We start from the raw sequence: 20,501 nt of genomic DNA on the forward strand, positions 1-20,501 counted from the left end.
TCCAAATGAAAGACCTAGAAAATTAAAAATCTAGGTCTTTCATTTAAACTGATAAATTATAAATTTAGAACAATGATACGTTCTTCAGTCATTTCTTCAATTGCATACTTCGGCCCTTCTTTTCCGTTACCGCTCTTTTTCACACCGCCATATGGCATATGGTCAACACGATACGCTGAAGCATCATTTACAATTAATCCGCCTACCTCGATTTCGCGAGCTGCCTTCATAGCAAACTGTAAGTCGTTCGTAAAAAGGCCTGCTTGTAACCCATAGTCAGAATCATTTACCTTTGAAATCACTTCATCAATCTCATCATATTGAGCAATAGCTACTACTGGCCCGAACACTTCTTGACGACAAACTTTCATATCGTCATTTACATTGGTCAAAATTGTAGGAAGATAGAAAGCACCATCACGCTTTCCTCCTAGTTCAATTTTTGCCCCTTCTTCCACCGCTTCTTTTACCCATTCTTCCACTCGCTCTGCTTCTTTGAGACGAATCATAGGTCCAATATCCGTTTGCTCATCCATTGGATTACCGACTACTAACTTTTCTGTTTTTTCTTTTAGCTTATTAACAAATGCAGTATAAATATTCGTATGAACATAAATTCGCTGAACTGAAATACAAACTTGTCCCGCATTATTAAAGCTTTTTTGAGAAATTAAAGATGCAGCTTTTTCTAAATCAGCATCTTTATGTACGATAGTAGCCGAATTATTTCCTAGTTCAAGTGAAACTTTACGCAAACCTGCCTTAGATCGAATGAGCTCTCCTACTCTTGGGCTTCCTGTAAAAGTAAACATATTAACATCTTGGTTTTCTAATAACCATTCACCAATTTCTGCTCCATCCCCAGTCAATACTTGAAGGCGCCCTTTTGGCAGACCTGCTTCTTCCATTAATTCTGCTAGCTTGAGAGCACAAATTGGAGTGACTTCAGCAGGTTTTAATACTACACTATTCCCAGCTGCAAGTGCCGGTCCGAGTTTATGACAAACTAGATTGATAGGTACATTAAACGGTGTGATAGCTGCAACAACTCCAACCGGGACTTTTACTGTAAAAGCCATGCGATTCTCCGAGCCTGGAGCCGATTCAACAGGTACACCTTCTCCATGAATACGCTTTGCCTCTTCCGCTGAAATTTGTAAAGTTGTAGCCGCACGCTCGACTTCTCCACGAGATTCACGAATAGACTTTCCAACTTCAGTAGCCAAAATTTCAGCAAATTCTTCTTGACGGCTTAATAGTAAATCCGCTGCCTTCATTAATACCTCGTAGCGTTCATATGGTGAAAAAGTGTTTTTTAATGCATCTTTCGCGCTGGCCACAGCTTTATTTACATCGTCTTTTGTGGCTACTGAGATTTCAGCTGCAGGCTGCTGTGTATATTTATTTAAGACTTCCATTTTTTCTGCTGTTGTTTCCCATTCCCCATTTACATATAAACCATATTGTTTGACTTGAGTTAAACTCGTCATTATCTCCACATCCCCAATTGTATTAGCATTTTATCTTGTAAGTTCAATATTATAATGATATTTGTCACTGCGATATTTTGTTACCGTAAATTCAAGTGGTTTATCATCAAAACCGTAACTTACTCTTGTCATTTCAAGTAAAGCTTCTCCGCCCCGTATGCCTAACAGATCTGCTTCATAAATGGTTGCATTAATAGCAGATACCTTCTCTTTAGCTCGTTTTAAGAAGATTTCATTCTCTTCTAGCACTTCATAAAATTTTGCACGATTTAAATCTTGTTCAACTAGTATTTTCCCAATATGCATAGGCCAGCAAGAACGTTCAATCGCAATAGGTACTTCATCCGCAAAACGAATTCGTTCAATGACTAGAACCTCTTCTCCAGCATCTAACTCCAGCATGGAAGTTTCATAATACAAATCTTTTTTAAAATCAGTCCGAATGAGTTTTGAATTCGGCGTTAGTCCTTTTTCTGCTACTTCTTCTGCTAGTCCTTTGAGCTTGCCTAAGCTGCCGCCAATAAGAGGCTGAGGCTTTACAATTGTTCCCCTGCCCTGTTTTTTTTCTAACAGTCCATCCTGTACTAACATAGAAATAGCTTGTCTTAATGTAGTACGGCTTACATCAAATTCTTGCATTAATTCTTGTTCTGTTGGAATTAACGTATTAGGTTTCCAAATTTTCTCTTGTATACGTTTAATTAAGACATCTTTTACTTGAAGATAAAGCGCGATATTTTTATTAGAACCTATTGTATCTTTCATGTTCTCAAACTCCTTTTAAGTTAGCGTTTGGTATTATTATATAGTATTGGCTAACTTTTACTGTAGCAGAGAAGTACAATCTTCTTATACATAGACCTTTGTTTCTAAATTAAGCATACGTCCTAGTTCAATTAGATGTTCTGTCACATCACCATAAACTAGTGCAAAATGAGGTTCATACCCCGCATGCATAAGTTCATAAAGTGTGTCTGATGCATTTGTCGCTAACTCAACTTCTACAGAAGTACCTGTAAAAGGCTGCTCTACATCTAATGCATTTCCTTTCATCACTAGAAGACGATACCCGTCAGGTGTATGACTTACCCTGAAGATCGTTACTTCTCCTGCTTTTAATCCAAAATCCATCGCAAAACCGATTTTTCTGTTAGGATGTACCCCCGCTGTTGCTCCAGTAGAAGGATTGGCAAGTGAATATGCTCCTGCACCGCAGTGCCAAAAAACAACTGAGTTTTTTTCTTCGTCTATGTGAACTAAATCTCCCAGGTAAGGTGCATTTCCGCCTGCTAACTCACGCAGGATAAACATTGAGATTGATCCATGAATATCCGACTCACAGGATGTTACCATTCCATCCTCAGTAAACTGAGATAGAGTTGAGCACGGAGCAGCTCCTAAATCATTAAAGAAATCGGGCCAGCATCGCATAGCTAGTGCATCTAATTCTTCACTTTGAATGTGCTTTTTAATATATGTGGAAAATTGAGCAAATTTAGTAACGGTTTCATCATTTCGATTTAGACCAATCACTTGCTTTTCTGCCCGCTCAACTTCACCTATCCATTCTTGTTCTGGAAGCTTTACACACTCTTTAAACGCTTCTTGTAAATCCATCTTATGAAGAGTTACTCCAAGTGCGCTTTTTAATTCTTCCTCATTAGCTGCTGAAAAAAAGAATCCTGGTGGATAATCTCCCACTACCCCAATTTTCAATTCGTTCAATGCTTTTAACACGCGCATAACATTAATTTGTCTTAATAGACGCTCCTGTAAAGCTTTCTCATCTGGATTTCCAAATACAAATGCAAACGGATGCTGGTGGTTGCGCAGCACATTACTGGTGCTATTTCCACCTGTTAGCGAGTTTAAACGTAAACGCCCACCTACACTTGGTTCACGTACTGACCAAACAATTACAGGCTGTTTAAAATACTCCAATATCTTAACCATAAATTCACCGTCAGCAAACGTAACGCTTTGATATAAAACGGTATCAATCTTATTCCCTTTAATTGAATCAAGAAATCCCTGTAGTTCTTCAACTGAAGTTACAATTTGCTCCGGCGCAATCACAGTACTGCAGTTACCTTTCAGCCACTCCATACTTTTTTGACGATAAATCTCAGCTACTTCAATATCAAATGTTTTTCTACCTATAGGCACATATAAAACTGTCGTATTTTGCATATAGAGTTCCCCTTGTCGTAAAACTATTTGTTATAACCATTTTAAAATACATCATTACCTTCATCAACATTAATTTTCCGTTTGACTACATCTTTTATATAAATTTGTAAAAAGACAGCTATCTAAAAAACTATATAAATTGTAAATCCTTTAAATTAGATGTGACTGAGTTTAGAAAACAACTCACTCCAAATAGATTTTTTACGGTAAAATACAGGTGGATAACCTAATGGCGCTTGAACAGTAACCGATCCTCCTGTGTACTCTTCACCACTCCATACATGGACCCACTGATCTTCTGGTAAATATACTTCCCACTCTGTTTGGTTTTCTTGATGAACCGGCGCAACAAGTACATCTTCACCAAATAAGTATTGGTATTGAATATCATATGTTTTTTCATCTTCTTCATAGTGCATAAACAAAGGTCGCTGAACAGGAATTCCTCGTCGAGCATTTTCTTCTACAAGTGATTTAATATAAGGTGCCATCGTTACATAAACATTAGACATTCTTGCTAAATGTTCTAATGTTTCCTCATCACCGTCAAACTGAAAACAATCATCAGGACGATTTCCTTCATGTGTTCTCATCATAGGCGTGAAGGCTCCCATTTCTGCCCACCTCATCAGCAGCTCTTTTGAACGTTTATTGCCATGTAAGCTTGTATAGCCTCCAATATCACTATGGTGTAAGCCGCAGCCAATCATTCCTGATGATAAAGCTGCAGGAATAACGGAAGCTAAACCATCATCCAGCGACCAATCTACACTTTGATCTCCGCCCCAAAGAAGTGTACAGTATTTTTGTATGCCCGTATATCCGGCACGCATAAAGTATACAATCTCACCAAGTTTGCCTGCTTCTGATACCGCTTCATAGTTTACTTTTGCCCACATCGTCGGCCAAGCATTGTGCATAATCTTAGCGTCGATTCTATTTTTGAGCACAACGTCAGTTGGCAAGTATTCGCCAAAGTCAGCCATCCATCCGTCTAATCCAAAATCAATCATGTTCTCTTTAATAACTTGTTTATACCATTCAGTAGCCTCTTCGTTGGTAAAATCAACAACTCCGCAATAAAATTCACCAAAATCCACTAAATACGTATTTCCTTCCGTATTTAATGCTAAGTATCCTTTATCTTCAGCTTCCTTATATAAATCACCTTCAATGGCTACATATGGATTAATGTAACCTAGAAAACGAATATCATTTTCTTTCCACTCTGCAATTTTTTTATCTAACTCTGGGTATTCACTCTCGTTCCATTTCCAATTCCACATTAAACGTTTGCCGAAAGAAGTAATACGTTTGCCCTGCCAATCTTGGCACCATACTCCAGATACCTTCATACCTTTTGCTAAAACTTTTTCTAATTTTTGTTCAACAACATCTGTACCACCTTGAATGCCTAAAACCACACCGTTGTATACCCATTCTGGTAATTCAGGCTGTCTTCCAAATAAACCTGTAATTTTTTCAACTAATTCAAGGTACGTATCCGCCGTTTCAAACAGCATATATTTAGGTACTTCCCAAACTTGCAGTTCATGGAACGCCTCATTGCGAAAATCAAAGTCCGCGTATGCCGTTGTTTCTACATGACAATAGTACTTTTTACTAGATACATATGTAGGCTGAGGAAAGTTGGTATTATAGTAATCTCCTCCAGCCTTATCAACTACATCAGCTTGCCATGTTACGTATGTTTGTTTATTTCTTCCTACACCCGGCTCAGATGTCCATAAAGGAAAGTTTTTTCCTCTCATATTAAAATGAGAAAGTTGTTCTCCGCATCCATAGACTTTCTCCTGTTTATCTGCAGCTACTCGTAGCCAAAAACGATTAATGTTCGCATCATTTTTTTGATATTCTACTTTTAGCCGATTCTCTTCTTCCTTAACTATAAGAGACAGCATAGTATCTCCATTTTTTAAGTTGGAGAGATCTATTTTATATGCCCCTTCCATTTCTTCAACATTTGCGTACCGAAGAGCTGTACGTTCAGTCACATAATCTTTAATATCAAAGTTACCTCTATACATTTCAATCGTTTCTTCTCCATGACCAACAAATAGCATTGGTTTTTGTATTGTGTGCTGAAGTAGAACTACGCCGTTAAGAGCAACTTCAAATCCATCTTGTAAGATTTCCACATTTACCCCTTTAGTTACGTTTAAGGTACCTGACATTTTTCTCTCTCCCATCAATTAATAGAGCTTAGTCTTTTGGCTAATAGTCATGCGCTCTATTGATAAATTTTAATATTTTCTCCTTTTATACCGGGATGTGCGCCTTTATTAATTAATTGCTCTCTTTCAGGATGAGCAATTAACCATTTATTTTTCATAAACAATAACTCATCTTCTTTTGTTCTTTTTTGAATATTAGTTGATAACGGATCATTTGTTCCTTTAGGTAAAATGACGATTGTTTTAAATCCCTCATTGTTTACTTTGCAAGGAGCAAAATGTAAGGTCGTACTATATAACTCAACTGCTGTTCCCTTAGGTACAAAGAAAGCGATTACATCATTTGAATGAAAAACATTATTTTCAACTTCTTGCACCTTACCTAATAAAAGAACCATATCCGTTATAGCGATATTGATTTCACTGCTTTTATGATACTCAAGACCATTTAAGGTTGAATTAGGACCATTACAATATCCAATTTGAATAGACATCTCACCATAAAAAGCTTCTTGAAGCTGGTTCTTAATAATGGTGTTTTCCATCTCCGTTACGGATGCTACATATACATTCTGATCTTGAGGAATAGTTAAACTATCCATATATGTTTCTAGTTCATTGAAATCATACTCGTTTATTACCTTTCCATAATGTTTAAATTTGCTGTCCTCTATATGATAAAAAGGTATATGTTTATTTAAGTCTTTCATGTATTGAAAGCTGCCCACCGTTTTCTTCTCTCCTTTTTCTATATAAAAAGCCCCTCAAAGAAGATAATAAGATTCTAAGAGGCGCCTTTTATAAAATACATATGTTTATTTTAAGACAGGAGCTTCTGTGACTGTATTATCCCAAGCGTTGCGGAATTTGTTTAATCCATAGTCTGTGAACGCATGCTGGAAGCTTTCTTTATATACATCAAATCCGCAAGTCACAATATGCGCACCAGCTTTTGCCGCATCTACAATTTGTTTACCATTACGTAAAGCAGCAACAATGATTTCTGTGTTGTAATTGTAGTTTTTATAGATATTCACAATATCCTGAATATATTGAGTTGTATCGTCTCCGCTATTTTCTTTCCAGCCGACAAATGGAGATACAAATTTTGCACCAATTCTTGCAGGCTGAAGTGCTTGTGATGGCGAGAAGACAAGAGTGACGTTAGTAGAAATACCTTGTTTTTCAAATTCCTTTGCTGCAATTAACCCAGGTTCTGTGCATGGAATTTTAATAACAAAGTTTGACGACAGCTTAGCGATCTTTGTCCCTTCTTCTACCATATCCTTGGCATTATCCAAATGAGGATTAATTTCAACTGAAATTGGGAAATTTTCGACTCCTTTAAACTCACTTGCAAATTCATCTAAAACTGTTAAGAATGGTTTACCGCTATTCATAATGTGACGAGGATTTGTTGTAACTCCGTCAATTGCCCAATTTTCATATGCGTAACGAATTTCCTCTAAAATGGCACTATCTAAAAAATACTTCATCTTTATACCTCCAGTTAATTGACTATCATCCTAAAAAGATAATAACCTTTATATAATTTGTAATAACCTTTGTATTCATAATATGAAAACGCCACCAATATTTCAAGTACTTTTTGCTAGATTGTTAAATTAATTTTGTATTTCGTTCATTTTACCTATCATTTTACATCGGTATTTTATTTTTGCCCTTAGCAAGATCCAATACGATTTTATTGTATTTTTCATCTGAAAGTTTATAAAAGAAAAACATGACAACAATCGTTGCAATAGCTAGTATACTTGGATAAATAAACATCAACCCTCTAATTCCCTCTAGCACATTTGCACTTTGCACCGCATTTGGAACGTACCCCACTATTCCTAACACAACGCCAGGAATAAATCCTGCAAGCGCTTGAGAAAGTTTACGGAAGAACGTAAAGAAAGAATACACGACACCTTCAGATCGATTGCCCGTTTTCCATTCGCCATACTCTACTGCATCAGAAACTAATGCCCAGTTCAAACTGTTTACAAACGAGCTGCCAAAGAAAGCAAAGCAGGCTAATGTAATAAAGATCACTGCGTTATCTGCAAAAATATAAGCTAAGATGTCTCCTACAGCCCAAATCGCGCAGCCTAATATGTACGTAGACTTCTTTCCAATCTTTTTAACCATGAAAGGAACCATTGCTACGCCAATAAATACACAACCAATACTAAAAAAGCCCATATAAGGAACAATTGCTACATTTTTTAATACGTACTGACAAAAATAGACTTGTACAGCAAGCTTCACGTTAAAAGCTGAAAAGGTAAACAAATTAACTAAACAAAGAATGAGTAAAGGCGTATTCTTAAAAAGCCCTTTATAGCTATCAGTCAGCTTTACATTTGTATCTTTTGGTTTTTCATGCACATATCTTTCTTTTACATTCGCATAACAATAGAATTGTAATAAAACGCCCATAAATGCAAAAATAGATACTGCTACCAAATAACCAGTAGATTCATTGTTAAACATTAAGACAATCGGCATAAATCCTACAGTTGTAATAAGAAGGCCTAAATTTGAGCCTGCTTGTCTAAATGATGCCATTTCTGCTCGTTCAACAGGATCTTTTGTCATCGCAGGTACCATTGATCCATAAGGAATATTTGAAATGCTATAAATAGTTCCAAATGCCATATACGTTACATATGCCCATATAATCTTTCCTGTTAGTGAAAAATCTGGATTAGTAAAGCTGACTATCGTTATCAAGGCAAGTGGTATTGCAGCGTATAGAAAGAATGGTCTAAATTTGCCTTTAGGGCCTATCTTCTTACGGTTATCAATCCACGTACCTACTGTAATATCGGCGAACGCATCCCATATTTTCGTAATTAAAAATACTAAACCTGCTGTTGCAGAAGGCAAGCCTAACGCGTCGGTATAAAACTTCAGCAAATAAATTTGACCCAAGTCTAACAAAAAGTTATTTCCTACATCTCCTAACCCATAAGCAACCTTCTCTTTAAGTCTTAGTTTCTTAGGCGTATTAATTGAATGTTCTACATTTTGAACCAATGGCTGTTCCATAAGTTCTCCCCCTTTGATTAACACTTTTTAAGACTTCACATTAAAGATGCATCACATAGGAGATTACAATTTTGATACACTTCCAAACTTATAATCTCCTCTAAGTTGATACTAAAATCACCTCCCTTCCTATAACATCACAATGTTTCTTAAAAAAGTTACTACCTTTTTACTTATAATATGAAAACGCATACAAATTATCAAGTGTTTTTTTATTTTATTTTAAAAATGCTGAATAATAATAATAAAAATTCTATAGCTGTCCCTTGAGGGATAAGGATTCTTTTTGAGTTGCGTGCCGGAAAGAATGGTTATGTTAACTAGATATGTATATCACATATACAGCTTAAAAACAGAACAAACTACCCTGATGTGTGATAGAGTAGTTTGTTTAAAGAGCAAAATAATATGTATTATTTTTTAAGGGCAATTACCTATCAAACAAATATGTTGACTGAGTTTATACACTGTGGGTACAGAAATATAATTAGATATTTACTTCTTTCATCTCCTTTTGAAACCATTTATTAAATTGATGAGCAACAAATAATAAAAGAGGGGAATATAGGGATATTTAAAAGCTCGTTTTTAAGTGGTCTTACAAGTTCAGTATAATGTCCAATAAAAAAAGCGTATAGGTTGGCTATAATAACAAATAGCGCATAATAATTTTTAATTTCGTTTCACATATCATAAACCTTTATATTCTAAATACCTCAACAGATGATATTACGATTTGTCTACTATTGAAGAAGATATAGGATAAAATAAACACGGCGGTATTATTTGCAATTGTTATCCACACTAATTCTCGTTATTCATTCTTTTCATCATTGTTTTGCCCCATTGATGAGTCACAAAATCTGGTGCAATCTTGCTCATAAAACGCATGATTTTACTGAAACCTGGATTCAAGCGAATTTTATTTTTTTCCATGCCTTTGATACCAGCATCAACAAGCCTGCCCAATGGCAAATCAATGAATTTGGTTGACTTGTCATGTGACATTTTATCCTCTAAATTCGTTTCAGAAATGAGTGGGGGGCAGAGTTCCATGACATGAATCCTCTCATTTTTGGCTCGAATTTGTTCACGTAGCGCATCTGTGTACATGTGTATTCCAGCTTTTGTTGCAGAATAAATTGGACTACTTGCAACCGAAATATTTGCTAGTACGGAGCTGACATTCACAATCATGGCTTCTTCTTGTTTAGCAAGAAGAGGAAGGAATGCTTTTGTCACATAGATTGTGCCGTTTAAGTTCGTCTCAATTTCTGCGGTTAGTTGTCCCCCTGTGACTTCTTCAGCAAATAAATCATAGTAGCGCATAATACCAGCTGAGTTAAACAGAACGTCTAGTTTTGAATACTGTTGTTTGATTTGATGCACCAACTGGTCAACCGACTTCACTTGACTGACATCCGCAGCAATGCCGATTAAATTAGGGTTTTCTTTGATTGCTTGGTCAATGTTTTGCTTGGATCGACTAGTGACAATTACCGTGTTCCCCATTTCAAGAAACTTTTTCGCGAATGCCAAGCCTATACCCGATGTTCCGCCCGTCACTAAAATAGTTCGATTTGCCAATTTCATATTGTTGTTTTCCCCTCCTGTATAGTCCTAAAAATTAATAATTACTTTCCCTTTTGGCCGTCCATTTGCGACGAGTTCTAGCGCTTCATTTACATTGTCTATGGTAAATAGTGTTGGATGAATTGGTGGAACAATGTTGTTCTCTTCAATGATTTTGGTAATCTCTTTGAGCTGTGCGCCGTCAGAACGAACGAAGATAAAATGGTATTCCACGCCGTGTTTCTTGGCTTTGTGGTCATACTTTGCGCCTGCAATGGAAAACAGCTTTTGTTTCCAAAATGGAAAATCTCTGTCTTTTCCGAAACGTTTATTCGGTCCTGTACGAAGAGAGAGCAATCTTCCGCCAGGTTTGATGATACTCAATTCATTGTCAAATTCTTTAGGACCCAGTGTATCAATTACATAATCTACATTCGACAACAAGTCAACATAGTTTTCTGTTGCATAAACCAAATATTGATCTGCACCCATTTCCAACGTGCGTTTGCGTGCTTCTGAGTTTCCACTAACAATGACATTTAGACCTGTTGTCTTTGCTATTGGGACAGCTATTTGACCAAAGCTGCCCGATCCACCTGGAATAAAAACAGATTGACCAAACTGTGCCTCAAGCTCTTCATGTAGACCTTGATATGCTGTGAGTCCAGCCAATGGTACAGCTGCTGCTTCCACATAGGACAAGTTTTTTGGCATGGGTGCAATTGCGGTAGCATCAATTGCGGCGTATTCCGCAAAAGCACCAATTTTTTCTAGTGGGAGACGTGTATAGATGTCATCTCCTACCTGAAATTCTGTCACGTTTTTTCCAACCTTTTCAATAACTCCTGTCAATTCATTACCAAGCGTTAATGGGAATTTATAATCCTGAATCAGTTTTACGCTACCTGTGATAATCAACATTTCAAGCGGATTGACCGCCGCAGCTTTGACTTTTACTAAGACTTCATTGTCATTGATTGCTGGGATTGGAATGTCATTGACTTGGGCATGGATATTTTTTGAGTACTTAGTTATCTGAGCTGCTTTCATGAGTGTTTTCATCTTTTTATCAGCACCCTTCCGTTGAGTTGCATTTATTAAGTTTCTTTACCTTATTTTTATTATTTTCACTGTCCACTTCATTTTTTTGCCCTCAATACAATTCTTTTTATAAAGATCTTATATTATTCCAATCGTTTAGGTGGAGGAAATCTTATTTTAGGATCAATCCACCACCTAAACCTTAAATACTTACAACATTATCTTTTTTATCCATTTGGCACTGTGTTTTTTAGAACGTTCATTCTTAAATGGTTAAATTTTTTGAATCGATACTGTAAAGAAACTGTTTATGACCTTAACGGGTTATTTTCGTTTTTTAGTTATATATAGATCTAAACTTTGTTGATACATTAAACGCCTAGTATTGGATAGATTTGATCTCTTAAATTGAAATTGTAGCTTTCATCTACGATACCTACGACTTTATCGTTGTTATAAAGTTCCATCATAAAACCAGCCATTTGCTTAGCTGTGTGATACATAGGGACATTTGCTTCATAATCAAATTCTTTCATATCGCTTGCAGATTTCGCGAATTCTGTTTCTGTCATTGCTGGTGCTAAAATCTTCACCTTCATTTTCGCACCCTTCTGTTCGAGTTCTTTCGCAAGCCCTTCTGTGAATGCACTAACAAAATATTTAGATGCAGAATAAGTAATACTACCAACATAAATTGCATATCCGAGTGCTGAAGATACGTTAATTAATTGAGTTCCCTCTATATGATAATAGTCTCGCGCAAATAGTGTAGAAAGGATTGTCAATGACTCTATATTAAGATGTAACATGGTTTCTACCTTATCTAAATTCTGGTCTGTTACAGAAGAGGATTCACCAATCCCAGCATTATTAATCCACGTCTCAATTTGATACTCCTTTAAACTGTTGTACAGTGTATATACCTGATCTCTGACAGATAAATCACTTGTACGAATAATAACATCCAAATCAGGATTTATATTCTGAATGGCTGATTTAAGCCCTTCTAATTTATCTAATCTTCTAGCTACAATAATTAAGTTTTTGCCACGAGCAGCAAATTCCAGGGCAGTTTCATATCCTATACCTGAGCTTGCTCCTGTAATAACTGTGTACTTCATATTCATTCTCTCCTTAAAAATATATTCAAATTGGTGTTAATTGGTTTATTTAAATAACAAGGTATGTCTTAGTCCAATGTTGACAAAGTCAAATCAATAATGGTTTCTAATTCTTTCTTATCATCTGTTGTTTTTGCTAATACTCGTATTCCGACTAGGGAATTATGAATAAATTTAGAAAGTTCTTTGATATCATAGTGTTCAGGAATTTCTCCTTGTTCTTGACCACCTTTCAGTAAATCAAATAATAAGGTTTCGGTCTTTATAAAAGTCTCCGTAACTTTTTCATCTACTTCTTGATTGAGTAACGATAATTCAACTGCTGTGTTTACTATTAAACATCCTTTTGGCTGTTTCTCATTTGGATAAATAACCATTCCAACTAATTTTCGTATACGATTTTTCAAATCATCTGCTCATCTGAATACTCCTTTTTAGTAAGAGTTAGAATCAAGAAATGAATTTACGTTTTCTGCAAATAGTTCTGGAAATTGGAATAGATGGCCGTGACCAGAATCAGGATATATAATCAGCTGTGCTTTGGGTAATTTCTCTGCTAAGATATAACTGTTTTTAGTCGGAACCATCACATCATTAACCCCATTAGTAACAAGTACAGGGTGTTTGATATTTTGTAACCATTCATAATCATGATTAGATTTTTGTTTAGCCCATTTTGCAATGGCTTGTAATTGTGCCTCTTTTACTTGTTCTGAACTGTTTACTTTTTTCTGATTAAAAATTCTTTGTAGTGAAGCCATTCCTGCAGATTTACTTGTTTCGGTTTGCTCGTAGAAAAAGAACATAAAATCATTTATTCCATCTTCTTCTGTGACGCCGTGACGATTCATTCTTTCAAAAATCTCTGGATTTGGATTAATGCCAGATTCAGGTGAAGTACCTGCCATGATGATTCGTCTAACCAAATTGCCTTCTTGTAACGCTAATTCTTGTGCAACCATTCCGCCAATTGAAAAACCAAGAATATCGACTTGAGTTAATCCTAGTGCTTTAATAAATGTTCCTGCATCCTGTGCCATTTCAGCTATCGTAGTAGGTGTTTGCCCATCGGTCTCACCAACCCCTTTATTGTCAAATAAGATTACCGGGCGTGTATTTGCAATAGGTTCAAGCATGTTTGGATCCCAGTTTTCCATCGTTCCTCTAAAATGAACAAGAAATACTACTGGTATACCATCTTGTGTACCAAATTTTCTATATGCGTAACGAATTCCATCTGCTTCAATAAATTCTGATTCTGTTGGTATTTTAAAGTTTGTCATTTTTGTGTTCCTCCTTAGAAATTAAAAAGAAATTTTATCAGTATGCATTATGATGGTTTGTTTCATAATAATTTTAGAATGACCGTTCTAAAAAAGGTAAAAAAAGAAAGCTAGTCCAGCACTGAAAGTGCTAGATTAATGATGCCTTCTAATTCTTTTTTATTGTAATTAGTTTTTATTAGTACTCTTATCCCTACCAAATTGTTGTGTAAGAAACGAGATGTATTATGGGAATCGATTTCTTTTGATAGCTCTCCACTAGTTTGGCCCTGTTTTATAAGGTTATTAAACATATCTTCAGTACGGTTAAACATTTTTGTAACTATGCATCCAACTTCTTTGTCCAACAAAGATAATTCAACGGCTGCATTTACTGATAGGCAACCTTTTGGGTATTGTTCAATGGCATTAAGTATGAAAATAAAAACCTCACGTATCGTCTGTTTAATAGATGAAGTGTTCATAATTATGCTTTCCATCTCATTGACGATGAGCTCTTCATAGAGATTAAGGGAAGCTAAAAACAATGAACGTTTGTCACCAAATGTGTCGTATATACTTCTGCGGTGTATTCCCATATGATCCACCAAGTCTTGCATGGATGTTTTTTCATAACCCTGTTCCCAGAAAAGCTCCATTGCTTTTCTTAATACTGCTTTTTCATCAAACTCTTTACTTCTAGCCATTTTATTTCTCCTTAAAAGAATCCATGAATTGATACTAACAAATACAAACGTCACAATCTATTATAGAATGAACGTTCTAAAATAAACGTATGAATTTCAAACCATGATTAAATAATACCTTATTTAGAACGATTAGTAAAGAATTATAACTAACCAATAATTTCTAAAAAATCTGCTACATATCACAATATTATCCATTAACTTTCACTTAGGGGTACCGCCAAACATTTCTTCTATTCGTTTAGTTTCTTCAGGATTTTCTTCTCCCACTGTTTCAATTAATGGATCAAACTCTTCTACAGATGCACTCATACCAAATAAACAAGAAATAGCAAGTAGAAAAAACATCTGATCCCTTACTCAATCAAACTGCCCCTTTAGTTGTATAAGAACCTGAAAGAAGAAAAGAAAAATTAAGACAAGAAGAATTAAAAGGAAACCCTTGACTTTATTCCTTTAACGTTTTGAAACAGAATCAAATACATCGTCCGTAAAAGTATACTTTTACGGATAAAATATTTAAATCTATGACAATGTTTTAAAGTAATTATTATTTTATTTACTCTTTAAATATTTTTTGCTCCATTCACCCATACTATGCAGGATAGGAAGGAAACTTTTACCTAAGGGTGTTAAAGAGTATTCTACTTTTGGAGGAACTTCTTTATATACTTCTCTGTGTACCATTTGGTCTTCTTCTAATTCTCTTAGCTGACGTGTTAGGATTCCTTTTGAAATATTAGGTAGCAGCCTTTGAAGTTCATTAAATCTCCTGGTTTTTGTGCTTAAATGCCATAAAATGATAATTTTCCATTTTCCTGCAATTATGTCTTGAGTTTGTGTAACTGGACAAACTTCTTTATGCTCTTCTGGAGGTTGGGTGAACCAACTTCGTGCCATAATCAATACCTCTCCTTCTTTATGGTTCTATTTTTGTGACTATGTTATAAAAAAATGACTACTTTTAAAAAAACGTCTAAGACTATAATATTAGATTACCCCTAATAATCAAATGAAAGTAAATAAATACTTGGAGGTTATTTGAAATGAAACACCTTATTGTTTATGCACATCCAAATCCAGAAAGCTTAAACCATGCAATCTTGGATACAACAGTTAATACATTAAAGAAAAACGGTCACGAAGTTGTTGTACGTGATTTATATGCATTGGATTTTCAACCTGTATTGAAACCAGAAGATACTGAAGCTATGAAAGCAGGACAAACTCCTAATGATATTAAAACAGAACAAGAATTTATCTCTGAAGCAGAAGCTATAACATTTATTTATCCTATTTGGTGGACAGGTCTTCCAGCCATTCTTAAAGGATATGTAGATCGAGTATTTGCATACGGGTTTGCTTATGCTCCTGGTGAAGAAGGAATCATTAAGCTTTTGAAAGGTAAAAAAGGCTTGATCATTAATACTCATGGTACTCCTAATGAAGTTTACGATGAGATTGGAATGACAGCTGGTCTGAAAATAACATCTGACATTGGAATATTTGATTTCACTGGAATTGAGACTGTAGAACACTTACTGTTTGGAAGTATTGGATACCTTGATGAAGAAGGATATAAAGGTATTTTAAATAAAGTTGAAGATGCCTTTAATCGTCATTTCTCATAAAAAGATAAAAATACTGCCTAATTAGGCAGTATTTTTTGATGGCACTCTTTTATTTAATGGGCTTTAAAAATTGTAATATTTAGCTCTTTAGGTTCCTAGAACATCCATTACAGCAACTAAAAATGTAAGGTTATTATGAGTATCTTTAATTTAATTTCGCTAGTTTTTCAAGACGTTCTCTGTCTCGAATGATGTAGCCTGGTGACTGCTTTTCAATAATATCTGTTTTACATAGTTGTGCTAGTACATGGAGCAGATGACGATATGATACGCCCAAGTACTCGCATACTTCAGTATGTTTCTCTTTATAAAAGTTACCATCAGCCGACAACATTATAAAAGCAGCGAGGCGGTTCTCAAGCGGATATGCCTGATTTTGGGTATACTTTGCTGAAGTTCTAGTTGCTTTCTCACTTAAAAAACTGCATAAATGCCTGAGAAATGTAACATCTGTTAAGAGCTTATTTTTACAAGCATTAATCGGAATAGCCAAACAAATGGTTTTTGTGACAGTTTGGATAGCTTTAGAATATCGTTGCGAATTTAATAGCTCTACTTCCCCCATGAATGTTGGAGCCTGTAAAAAATTAATCAAAGACACTTTTCCATTTTCGTGTGTAACATAGAGTTTTGCCTTACCTTCAACAAGATAATAAATATATTGAGGGGAGGAACCTTCCTTGTAAATAAACTCACCACGTTCAAATTGGCAGACTTGAATAAATGGAGTAATCGGAAAGGAAAAAAGTGATTGAATCGAATACTTTTCGATATAGTAACTGTGCATAGGCTCGTTTAAAAATTTCATTTTTTCTCCTATTGTTATAAAAATATGAGATATCTCACATTATTTTATACATTTACATGCTATGATGCAATAAAAGTTGATATATCAATAAGGAGTTGTCTCATACACATGATTAAACAAGACGAATATTGGAATGAAGTAGCTAATAAAAAGGAATTTACTATGCCTTTTCAACCTGAATTATTTCTCACACATGTTGACCGTGATGCTGTCATATTGGATTATGGTTGTGGTTATGGGAGAACCTTATCTGAACTAAGAGGTTACGGTTATAAAAATTTACATGGCGTAGATTTTTCGGAAGAGATGATTAAGAGAGCTAAGTCAAACGACTCGGAAATTGATTTTCAAGTTATTCAAAGTGGGAAGCTCCCTTTTCCTAATCATTCTTTAGATGCTGTTTTACTTTTTGCAGTTTTAACATGTGTGCATAAAGATGAGGAATAGAACGCTATTTTAAACGAGATTAAACGCGTGCTGAAACCAGGAGGCATCATATATATTAATGATTTTTTGCTCAATCATGATAAGAGAAACAAAGACCGTTACGAAAAAGGTTTGGCTAAATATCATACCTATGGAGTGTTTGAATTAGCTGATGGAGCCATCTTGCGTCATCATAGTGAAGAGCGCATAAAAGAGTGGATGAATCAATTTGAAGAAGTAGAATATAAAAAAGTAGAATATGTTACTATGAACGGCAATCGTTCTAATGGTTTAGTTTATGTAGGTAAAATAAGATAAATATAGATAAATATAGATAAAAAAAGCCATCTCTTGTGATAAAAGAGATGGCTTTTTTCGATTGTTTAAGATGGCACCTTCTTTGAATTTCCCGAGATTTTTCTTGCTGCAAAAGAAAAAGCTTCTGGAACGTAAAAAATAACACTTAACAGTCCTCTCATAGCTAACTTAGTCAGTGAAAAAGCTAGTTCCATTCTTCATCGCCTCCTTCTCATTACATATTTTATCGTAATTCACTAAAAATTCTTTGTTCATAAAGTTCCTAGAACATATTTTATATTTACTAAAAAGAAACCTTAGTATTGGCAAGGTTTCTTTTCTTTTTGTATAAGGTTCATTCATATGTATCCCACTCTGAGCGAATATTGAAGGTGAATTAAAACATGTTTTTTACTACTATATAGCATTTTCCGACGTTTTGTGATTCATAAAATAAATGGCAACGTCAAATACGCACTTTGTAAAAGCTGATACCTAGCTTTTGTTATTAAAGTCCTTTATTTCTCTTTCAATAAGAGCTACCGAAATTTCGAATGCTTGTATTCTTCTTTTAGCTAAGGTAATTTGAGATTTATATCTATCAGCATTTTCTTTAGCTTCAAACGTTTTTACTGTCTGTCTGAGTTTGTGTAAAGTTGAATCAATTTGACGTTTTGCTTCAACTAATTCAGATACATCAAATTTCATTTACGTCTCTCCTTTTTATAATTTTTATCGGTAAGATGTCTTTCTTTAAAAAGGTTGTTTATCGGCAGAGCTACTGTTATCTATATTTACTGTCCTGTACATGAGTAGCCATCCAAAAATGCTTATTATATCAAATACAGTGAACACAAACTTACCACTTAAAACTTCTCCTAACAATATACCTGATAAAATATTTTTTTATCTATAGAAATTGAAAAGGCTCCTTTGAAAGAAGCAGGTTTCTCTGAGGTATTAAGAGGTAACATTGATTTTTATTGAGATGCTCAGCTGTTCTAAAATAGCCTCTGCGTAAGGGTCAAGCTAAATAACCCATTCAAAATCTCTCAACGCAATAAAATTTGTCATACAAATTTTAATTTTCATCTTCACAACAAAAATAGTTTGTGATATACTTCACATGTAAGGATGTTCATATGAACTAACAAACTCTTGAATGTAAAGTAGAAAAAGCTATTTCACTCCGATGCCAATACGATTGAAATAGCTTTTTTTATGTTCTTATTTTGAGAATCCCCACCATTTTTGTTGATATGGCCTTCTATGAATTTTTCTAGAAGAAGTAAGTAGTAAGTGCTTGATCCACCTATCTTCCTTATTCATCCAATCGTTTCAGCAAATTCTCATTAAATAATTCTATTCCCCCCTTTGTTTGCATTTTGTAATCGAGCCACTGTAGATTGCTAAAAAACAAAATAAATTTTATCTATTTTCACTATAAAAATGTAGATAGAACAATAGCTACAAAACCTATTCCTAAATATGAAAGATTAATAATTGATCACTCCAGCTATAGCATTATTCCTATGTAAAAGGTTTTACAATTAAAAACATGATGAACATAATAATAGTAAATAAAGCCCCCTGAAGAACAAAGTTAATGGGCCTATGAGTCTCTTCATTAGCCTTTGCAAGCCGTTTTGACCATCTTGTATACATTGCTAATTTTGCACAAAAGCTAAATAAAACACCTGCAATGATTGAAGCGATTGCTATTTTTAAGATATGAATTCACTCCTTTCTAAACTAACAGAAGGATGTCCATAACTTAACATAAAAACCTAAATAATACAAAAACCTAAGAATCATAGGAAGTAGTCTTTCCACTTTCTGTGCCGCCACTAACCGCCCTACCTTATTTTCAAACATGATTCTTGCACTTTTTTTGTCATTGCTTCGCTACAATATTCAGTGCTGCAGCTGCTTTTGGCCATCCCACGTAAAAAGCCATATGGGTTATTAATGCGATGATTTCTTTTTCAGTCACTCCATTCTTTTTTGCCAGCTGCAGATGAAAAGGCATTTGTTCTGTGTTGCCAATACTAATTAAAGCAGAAAGTGTACTTAAACTTCTTTCTTTTGGTGTTAAAGTCGGATCTCTCCACACTTCCCCAAATAAGATATGTTCTCCATATTTCACAAAGTCAGGAGCAAGATTTCTCATTTCTTCTAGCAGCTTAGACTCAATGCGATTATTCATTCTATTTTTCCTCCTTTTGATTCATCATTTGTGCGATTCCTTGCCCAAATGACCAGTTTTCACGGGGTGTCTCGTTTAATGTAATAAAGATATTGTTTGTAGAAATATCCAAGTGAGTGGAAAGTCCCTCTGCGATGGATTGGTATAGCTTCTTTTTCTGCTCGACCGTTCTTCCTTGCCCGCACGTAATGGAGATATAAATCATGTTATCTGTTCTTTTTTCTCCCCTTTCTAAGAGATACTGTGAATCATAGAAAAAATGCTGAGATGGATACGGTAAAAACAGTTGAAAATAATCGTCTTTTGGGATGTGAAAATGTTGGATTAAAGACTGATGAATATGACTGCTTACTTCTTTTAGTTCCTTATGGTTTAACTGATGTTCTGGATAATAAACGTTAACAAATGGCATCGATCATCTTCCTTTCTATATTTAGTGTACTTCCATACTCTTCATTTGTATAATTGAAAATAAGTCTAGTAATTATCGAAAAAACC

23 protein-coding genes are annotated in these 20,501 nt (G+C 35.0%); 3 read left to right on the forward strand and 20 right to left on the reverse strand.

All coding sequences use genetic code 11. The features are described 5' to 3' along the window. Positions 1 to 56 precede the first annotated feature (56 nt). From MKY06_RS18565 to MKY06_RS18635, 15 genes are all read right to left on the reverse strand, one after another. Complete coding sequence (locus MKY06_RS18565; RefSeq protein ID WP_053487596.1) at positions 57 to 1,490, reverse strand: aldehyde dehydrogenase family protein; 1,434 nt, start codon at positions 1,488 to 1,490, stop codon at positions 57 to 59. A gap of 30 nt (positions 1,491 to 1,520) precedes the next feature. Then, the gene (locus MKY06_RS18570) at positions 1,521 to 2,255 is read right to left on the reverse strand and encodes a GntR family transcriptional regulator (protein ID WP_013058331.1); all 735 of its coding nucleotides are present in this window, start codon (positions 2,253 to 2,255) and stop codon (positions 1,521 to 1,523) included. Between the two features lie 84 nt (positions 2,256 to 2,339). Then, on the reverse strand, positions 2,340 to 3,680 hold the full coding sequence (sftI, locus tag MKY06_RS18575) for a sulfoquinovose isomerase (protein ID WP_013058332.1): 1,341 nt from the start codon (positions 3,678 to 3,680) through the stop codon (positions 2,340 to 2,342). 155 nt (positions 3,681 to 3,835) lie between these two features. Then, positions 3,836 to 5,875, reverse strand: a complete 2,040-nt coding sequence (locus MKY06_RS18580) for an alpha-glucosidase (protein ID WP_098326169.1) — start codon at positions 5,873 to 5,875, stop codon at positions 3,836 to 3,838. A 56-nt stretch (positions 5,876 to 5,931) separates the two neighbouring features. Further along, complete coding sequence (locus MKY06_RS18585; RefSeq protein WP_098449975.1) at positions 5,932 to 6,603, reverse strand: DUF4867 family protein; 672 nt, start codon at positions 6,601 to 6,603, stop codon at positions 5,932 to 5,934. Between the two features lie 87 nt (positions 6,604 to 6,690). Beyond that, positions 6,691 to 7,371, reverse strand: a complete 681-nt coding sequence (locus MKY06_RS18590) for a transaldolase family protein (RefSeq protein ID WP_013058335.1) — start codon at positions 7,369 to 7,371, stop codon at positions 6,691 to 6,693. Between the two features lie 163 nt (positions 7,372 to 7,534). Beyond that, on the reverse strand, positions 7,535 to 8,932 hold the full coding sequence (locus MKY06_RS18595) for an MFS transporter (protein ID WP_013058336.1): 1,398 nt from the start codon (positions 8,930 to 8,932) through the stop codon (positions 7,535 to 7,537). An 804-nt stretch (positions 8,933 to 9,736) separates the two neighbouring features. After that, positions 9,737 to 10,525 carry an SDR family oxidoreductase gene (locus MKY06_RS18600; RefSeq protein ID WP_013058337.1) on the reverse strand — a complete coding sequence of 263 codons (789 nt, stop codon included), beginning with the start codon at positions 10,523 to 10,525 and terminating at the stop codon, positions 9,737 to 9,739. A 27-nt stretch (positions 10,526 to 10,552) separates the two neighbouring features. Continuing rightward, positions 10,553 to 11,566, reverse strand: coding sequence for an NADP-dependent oxidoreductase (locus MKY06_RS18605; RefSeq protein ID WP_013058338.1), 1,014 nt, complete (start codon positions 11,564 to 11,566; stop codon positions 10,553 to 10,555). A gap of 350 nt (positions 11,567 to 11,916) precedes the next feature. Continuing rightward, complete coding sequence (locus tag MKY06_RS18610; protein WP_013058339.1) at positions 11,917 to 12,666, reverse strand: SDR family NAD(P)-dependent oxidoreductase; 750 nt, start codon at positions 12,664 to 12,666, stop codon at positions 11,917 to 11,919. 68 nt (positions 12,667 to 12,734) lie between these two features. Further along, on the reverse strand, positions 12,735 to 13,073 hold the full coding sequence (locus MKY06_RS18615) for a TetR family transcriptional regulator C-terminal domain-containing protein (RefSeq protein ID WP_223272388.1): 339 nt from the start codon (positions 13,071 to 13,073) through the stop codon (positions 12,735 to 12,737). Between the two features lie 27 nt (positions 13,074 to 13,100). Next, a complete protein-coding gene (locus tag MKY06_RS18620; RefSeq protein ID WP_013058341.1) occupies positions 13,101 to 13,949 on the reverse strand; it encodes an alpha/beta fold hydrolase in 849 nt (282 codons plus the stop codon). 110 nt (positions 13,950 to 14,059) lie between these two features. Further along, a complete protein-coding gene (locus tag MKY06_RS18625; RefSeq protein ID WP_013058342.1) occupies positions 14,060 to 14,635 on the reverse strand; it encodes a TetR/AcrR family transcriptional regulator in 576 nt (191 codons plus the stop codon). Between the two features lie 204 nt (positions 14,636 to 14,839). Then, positions 14,840 to 14,983: a hypothetical protein gene (locus MKY06_RS18630; RefSeq protein ID WP_170960219.1), complete on the reverse strand. Its 144-nt coding sequence runs from the start codon at positions 14,981 to 14,983 to the stop codon at positions 14,840 to 14,842. A 207-nt stretch (positions 14,984 to 15,190) separates the two neighbouring features. Then, positions 15,191 to 15,535, reverse strand: coding sequence for a winged helix-turn-helix transcriptional regulator (locus tag MKY06_RS18635; RefSeq protein ID WP_013058343.1), 345 nt, complete (start codon positions 15,533 to 15,535; stop codon positions 15,191 to 15,193). Positions 15,536 to 15,681: 146 nt separating this feature from the next. On the opposite strand from MKY06_RS18635, the gene MKY06_RS18640 reads away from it, so the two are divergent. Further along, positions 15,682 to 16,266: an NAD(P)H-dependent oxidoreductase gene (locus MKY06_RS18640; protein ID WP_064471974.1), complete on the forward strand. Its 585-nt coding sequence runs from the start codon at positions 15,682 to 15,684 to the stop codon at positions 16,264 to 16,266. Between the two features lie 145 nt (positions 16,267 to 16,411). Here the strand turns inward: MKY06_RS18640 and yeiL are convergent, their stop codons facing one another. Continuing rightward, positions 16,412 to 17,074, reverse strand: coding sequence for a transcriptional regulator YeiL (gene yeiL / locus MKY06_RS18645; protein ID WP_064471975.1), 663 nt, complete (start codon positions 17,072 to 17,074; stop codon positions 16,412 to 16,414). Positions 17,075 to 17,182: 108 nt separating this feature from the next. Between yeiL and MKY06_RS18650 the strand changes: the two genes are divergently transcribed. Then, complete coding sequence (locus MKY06_RS18650) at positions 17,183 to 17,521, forward strand: class I SAM-dependent methyltransferase (protein ID WP_340961140.1); 339 nt, start codon at positions 17,183 to 17,185, stop codon at positions 17,519 to 17,521. Between the two features lie 27 nt (positions 17,522 to 17,548). Next, a complete protein-coding gene (locus tag MKY06_RS18655; RefSeq protein ID WP_289916907.1) occupies positions 17,549 to 17,818 on the forward strand; it encodes a hypothetical protein in 270 nt (89 codons plus the stop codon). A gap of 65 nt (positions 17,819 to 17,883) precedes the next feature. On the opposite strand, the gene MKY06_RS18660 is transcribed toward MKY06_RS18655, so the two are convergent. From MKY06_RS18660 to MKY06_RS18675, 4 genes are all read right to left on the reverse strand, one after another. After that, a complete protein-coding gene (locus MKY06_RS18660) occupies positions 17,884 to 18,012 on the reverse strand; it encodes a hypothetical protein (RefSeq protein ID WP_255255965.1) in 129 nt (42 codons plus the stop codon). A 280-nt stretch (positions 18,013 to 18,292) separates the two neighbouring features. After that, positions 18,293 to 18,505: a hypothetical protein gene (locus tag MKY06_RS18665; protein ID WP_013058347.1), complete on the reverse strand. Its 213-nt coding sequence runs from the start codon at positions 18,503 to 18,505 to the stop codon at positions 18,293 to 18,295. 1,186 nt (positions 18,506 to 19,691) lie between these two features. Next, the gene (locus MKY06_RS18670) at positions 19,692 to 20,003 is read right to left on the reverse strand and encodes a carboxymuconolactone decarboxylase family protein (protein ID WP_013058348.1); all 312 of its coding nucleotides are present in this window, start codon (positions 20,001 to 20,003) and stop codon (positions 19,692 to 19,694) included. A gap of 1 nt (position 20,004) precedes the next feature. Further along, positions 20,005 to 20,415 (reverse strand): tautomerase family protein, encoded by a 411-nt coding sequence (locus tag MKY06_RS18675; protein ID WP_289916911.1) that lies wholly within the window; start codon positions 20,413 to 20,415, stop codon positions 20,005 to 20,007. Positions 20,416 to 20,501 lie beyond the last annotated feature (86 nt).

It is taken from the genome of Priestia sp. FSL P4-0332 (assembly GCF_038005845.1).
Classification (GTDB): Bacteria; Bacillota; Bacilli; order Bacillales; family Bacillaceae_H; genus Priestia.

Excerpts from the sequence above, each read along its gene's own strand:
- MKY06_RS18595 (WP_013058336.1), bottom strand. The coding sequence starts at position 8,932 with ATGGAACAGCCATTGGTTCAAAATGTAGAACATTCAATTAATACGCCT.
- MKY06_RS18640 (WP_064471974.1), top strand. The coding sequence starts at position 15,682 with ATGAAACACCTTATTGTTTATGCACATCCAAATCCAGAAAGCTTAAAC.
- MKY06_RS18600 (WP_013058337.1), bottom strand. The coding sequence starts at position 10,525 with ATGAAATTGGCAAATCGAACTATTTTAGTGACGGGCGGAACATCGGGT.
- MKY06_RS18570 (WP_013058331.1), bottom strand. The coding sequence starts at position 2,255 with ATGAAAGATACAATAGGTTCTAATAAAAATATCGCGCTTTATCTTCAA.
- MKY06_RS18675 (WP_289916911.1), bottom strand. The coding sequence starts at position 20,415 with ATGCCATTTGTTAACGTTTATTATCCAGAACATCAGTTAAACCATAAG.
- MKY06_RS18635 (WP_013058343.1), bottom strand. The coding sequence starts at position 15,535 with ATGGCACGAAGTTGGTTCACCCAACCTCCAGAAGAGCATAAAGAAGTT.
- MKY06_RS18605 (WP_013058338.1), bottom strand. The coding sequence starts at position 11,566 with ATGAAAACACTCATGAAAGCAGCTCAGATAACTAAGTACTCAAAAAAT.
- MKY06_RS18565 (WP_053487596.1), bottom strand. The coding sequence starts at position 1,490 with ATGACGAGTTTAACTCAAGTCAAACAATATGGTTTATATGTAAATGGG.
- MKY06_RS18610 (WP_013058339.1), bottom strand. The coding sequence starts at position 12,666 with ATGAAGTACACAGTTATTACAGGAGCAAGCTCAGGTATAGGATATGAA.
- sftI (WP_013058332.1), bottom strand. The coding sequence starts at position 3,680 with ATGCAAAATACGACAGTTTTATATGTGCCTATAGGTAGAAAAACATTT.
- MKY06_RS18630 (WP_170960219.1), bottom strand. The coding sequence starts at position 14,983 with ATGTTTTTTCTACTTGCTATTTCTTGTTTATTTGGTATGAGTGCATCT.
- MKY06_RS18665 (WP_013058347.1), bottom strand. The coding sequence starts at position 18,505 with ATGAAATTTGATGTATCTGAATTAGTTGAAGCAAAACGTCAAATTGAT.
- MKY06_RS18620 (WP_013058341.1), bottom strand. The coding sequence starts at position 13,949 with ATGACAAACTTTAAAATACCAACAGAATCAGAATTTATTGAAGCAGAT.
- MKY06_RS18580 (WP_098326169.1), bottom strand. The coding sequence starts at position 5,875 with ATGTCAGGTACCTTAAACGTAACTAAAGGGGTAAATGTGGAAATCTTA.
- MKY06_RS18670 (WP_013058348.1), bottom strand. The coding sequence starts at position 20,003 with ATGAATAATCGCATTGAGTCTAAGCTGCTAGAAGAAATGAGAAATCTT.
- MKY06_RS18590 (WP_013058335.1), bottom strand. The coding sequence starts at position 7,371 with ATGAAGTATTTTTTAGATAGTGCCATTTTAGAGGAAATTCGTTACGCA.
- MKY06_RS18650 (WP_340961140.1), top strand. The coding sequence starts at position 17,183 with ATGATTAAACAAGACGAATATTGGAATGAAGTAGCTAATAAAAAGGAA.
- MKY06_RS18660 (WP_255255965.1), bottom strand. The coding sequence starts at position 18,012 with ATGGAACTAGCTTTTTCACTGACTAAGTTAGCTATGAGAGGACTGTTA.
- yeiL (WP_064471975.1), bottom strand. The coding sequence starts at position 17,074 with ATGAAATTTTTAAACGAGCCTATGCACAGTTACTATATCGAAAAGTAT.
- MKY06_RS18625 (WP_013058342.1), bottom strand. The coding sequence starts at position 14,635 with ATGGCTAGAAGTAAAGAGTTTGATGAAAAAGCAGTATTAAGAAAAGCA.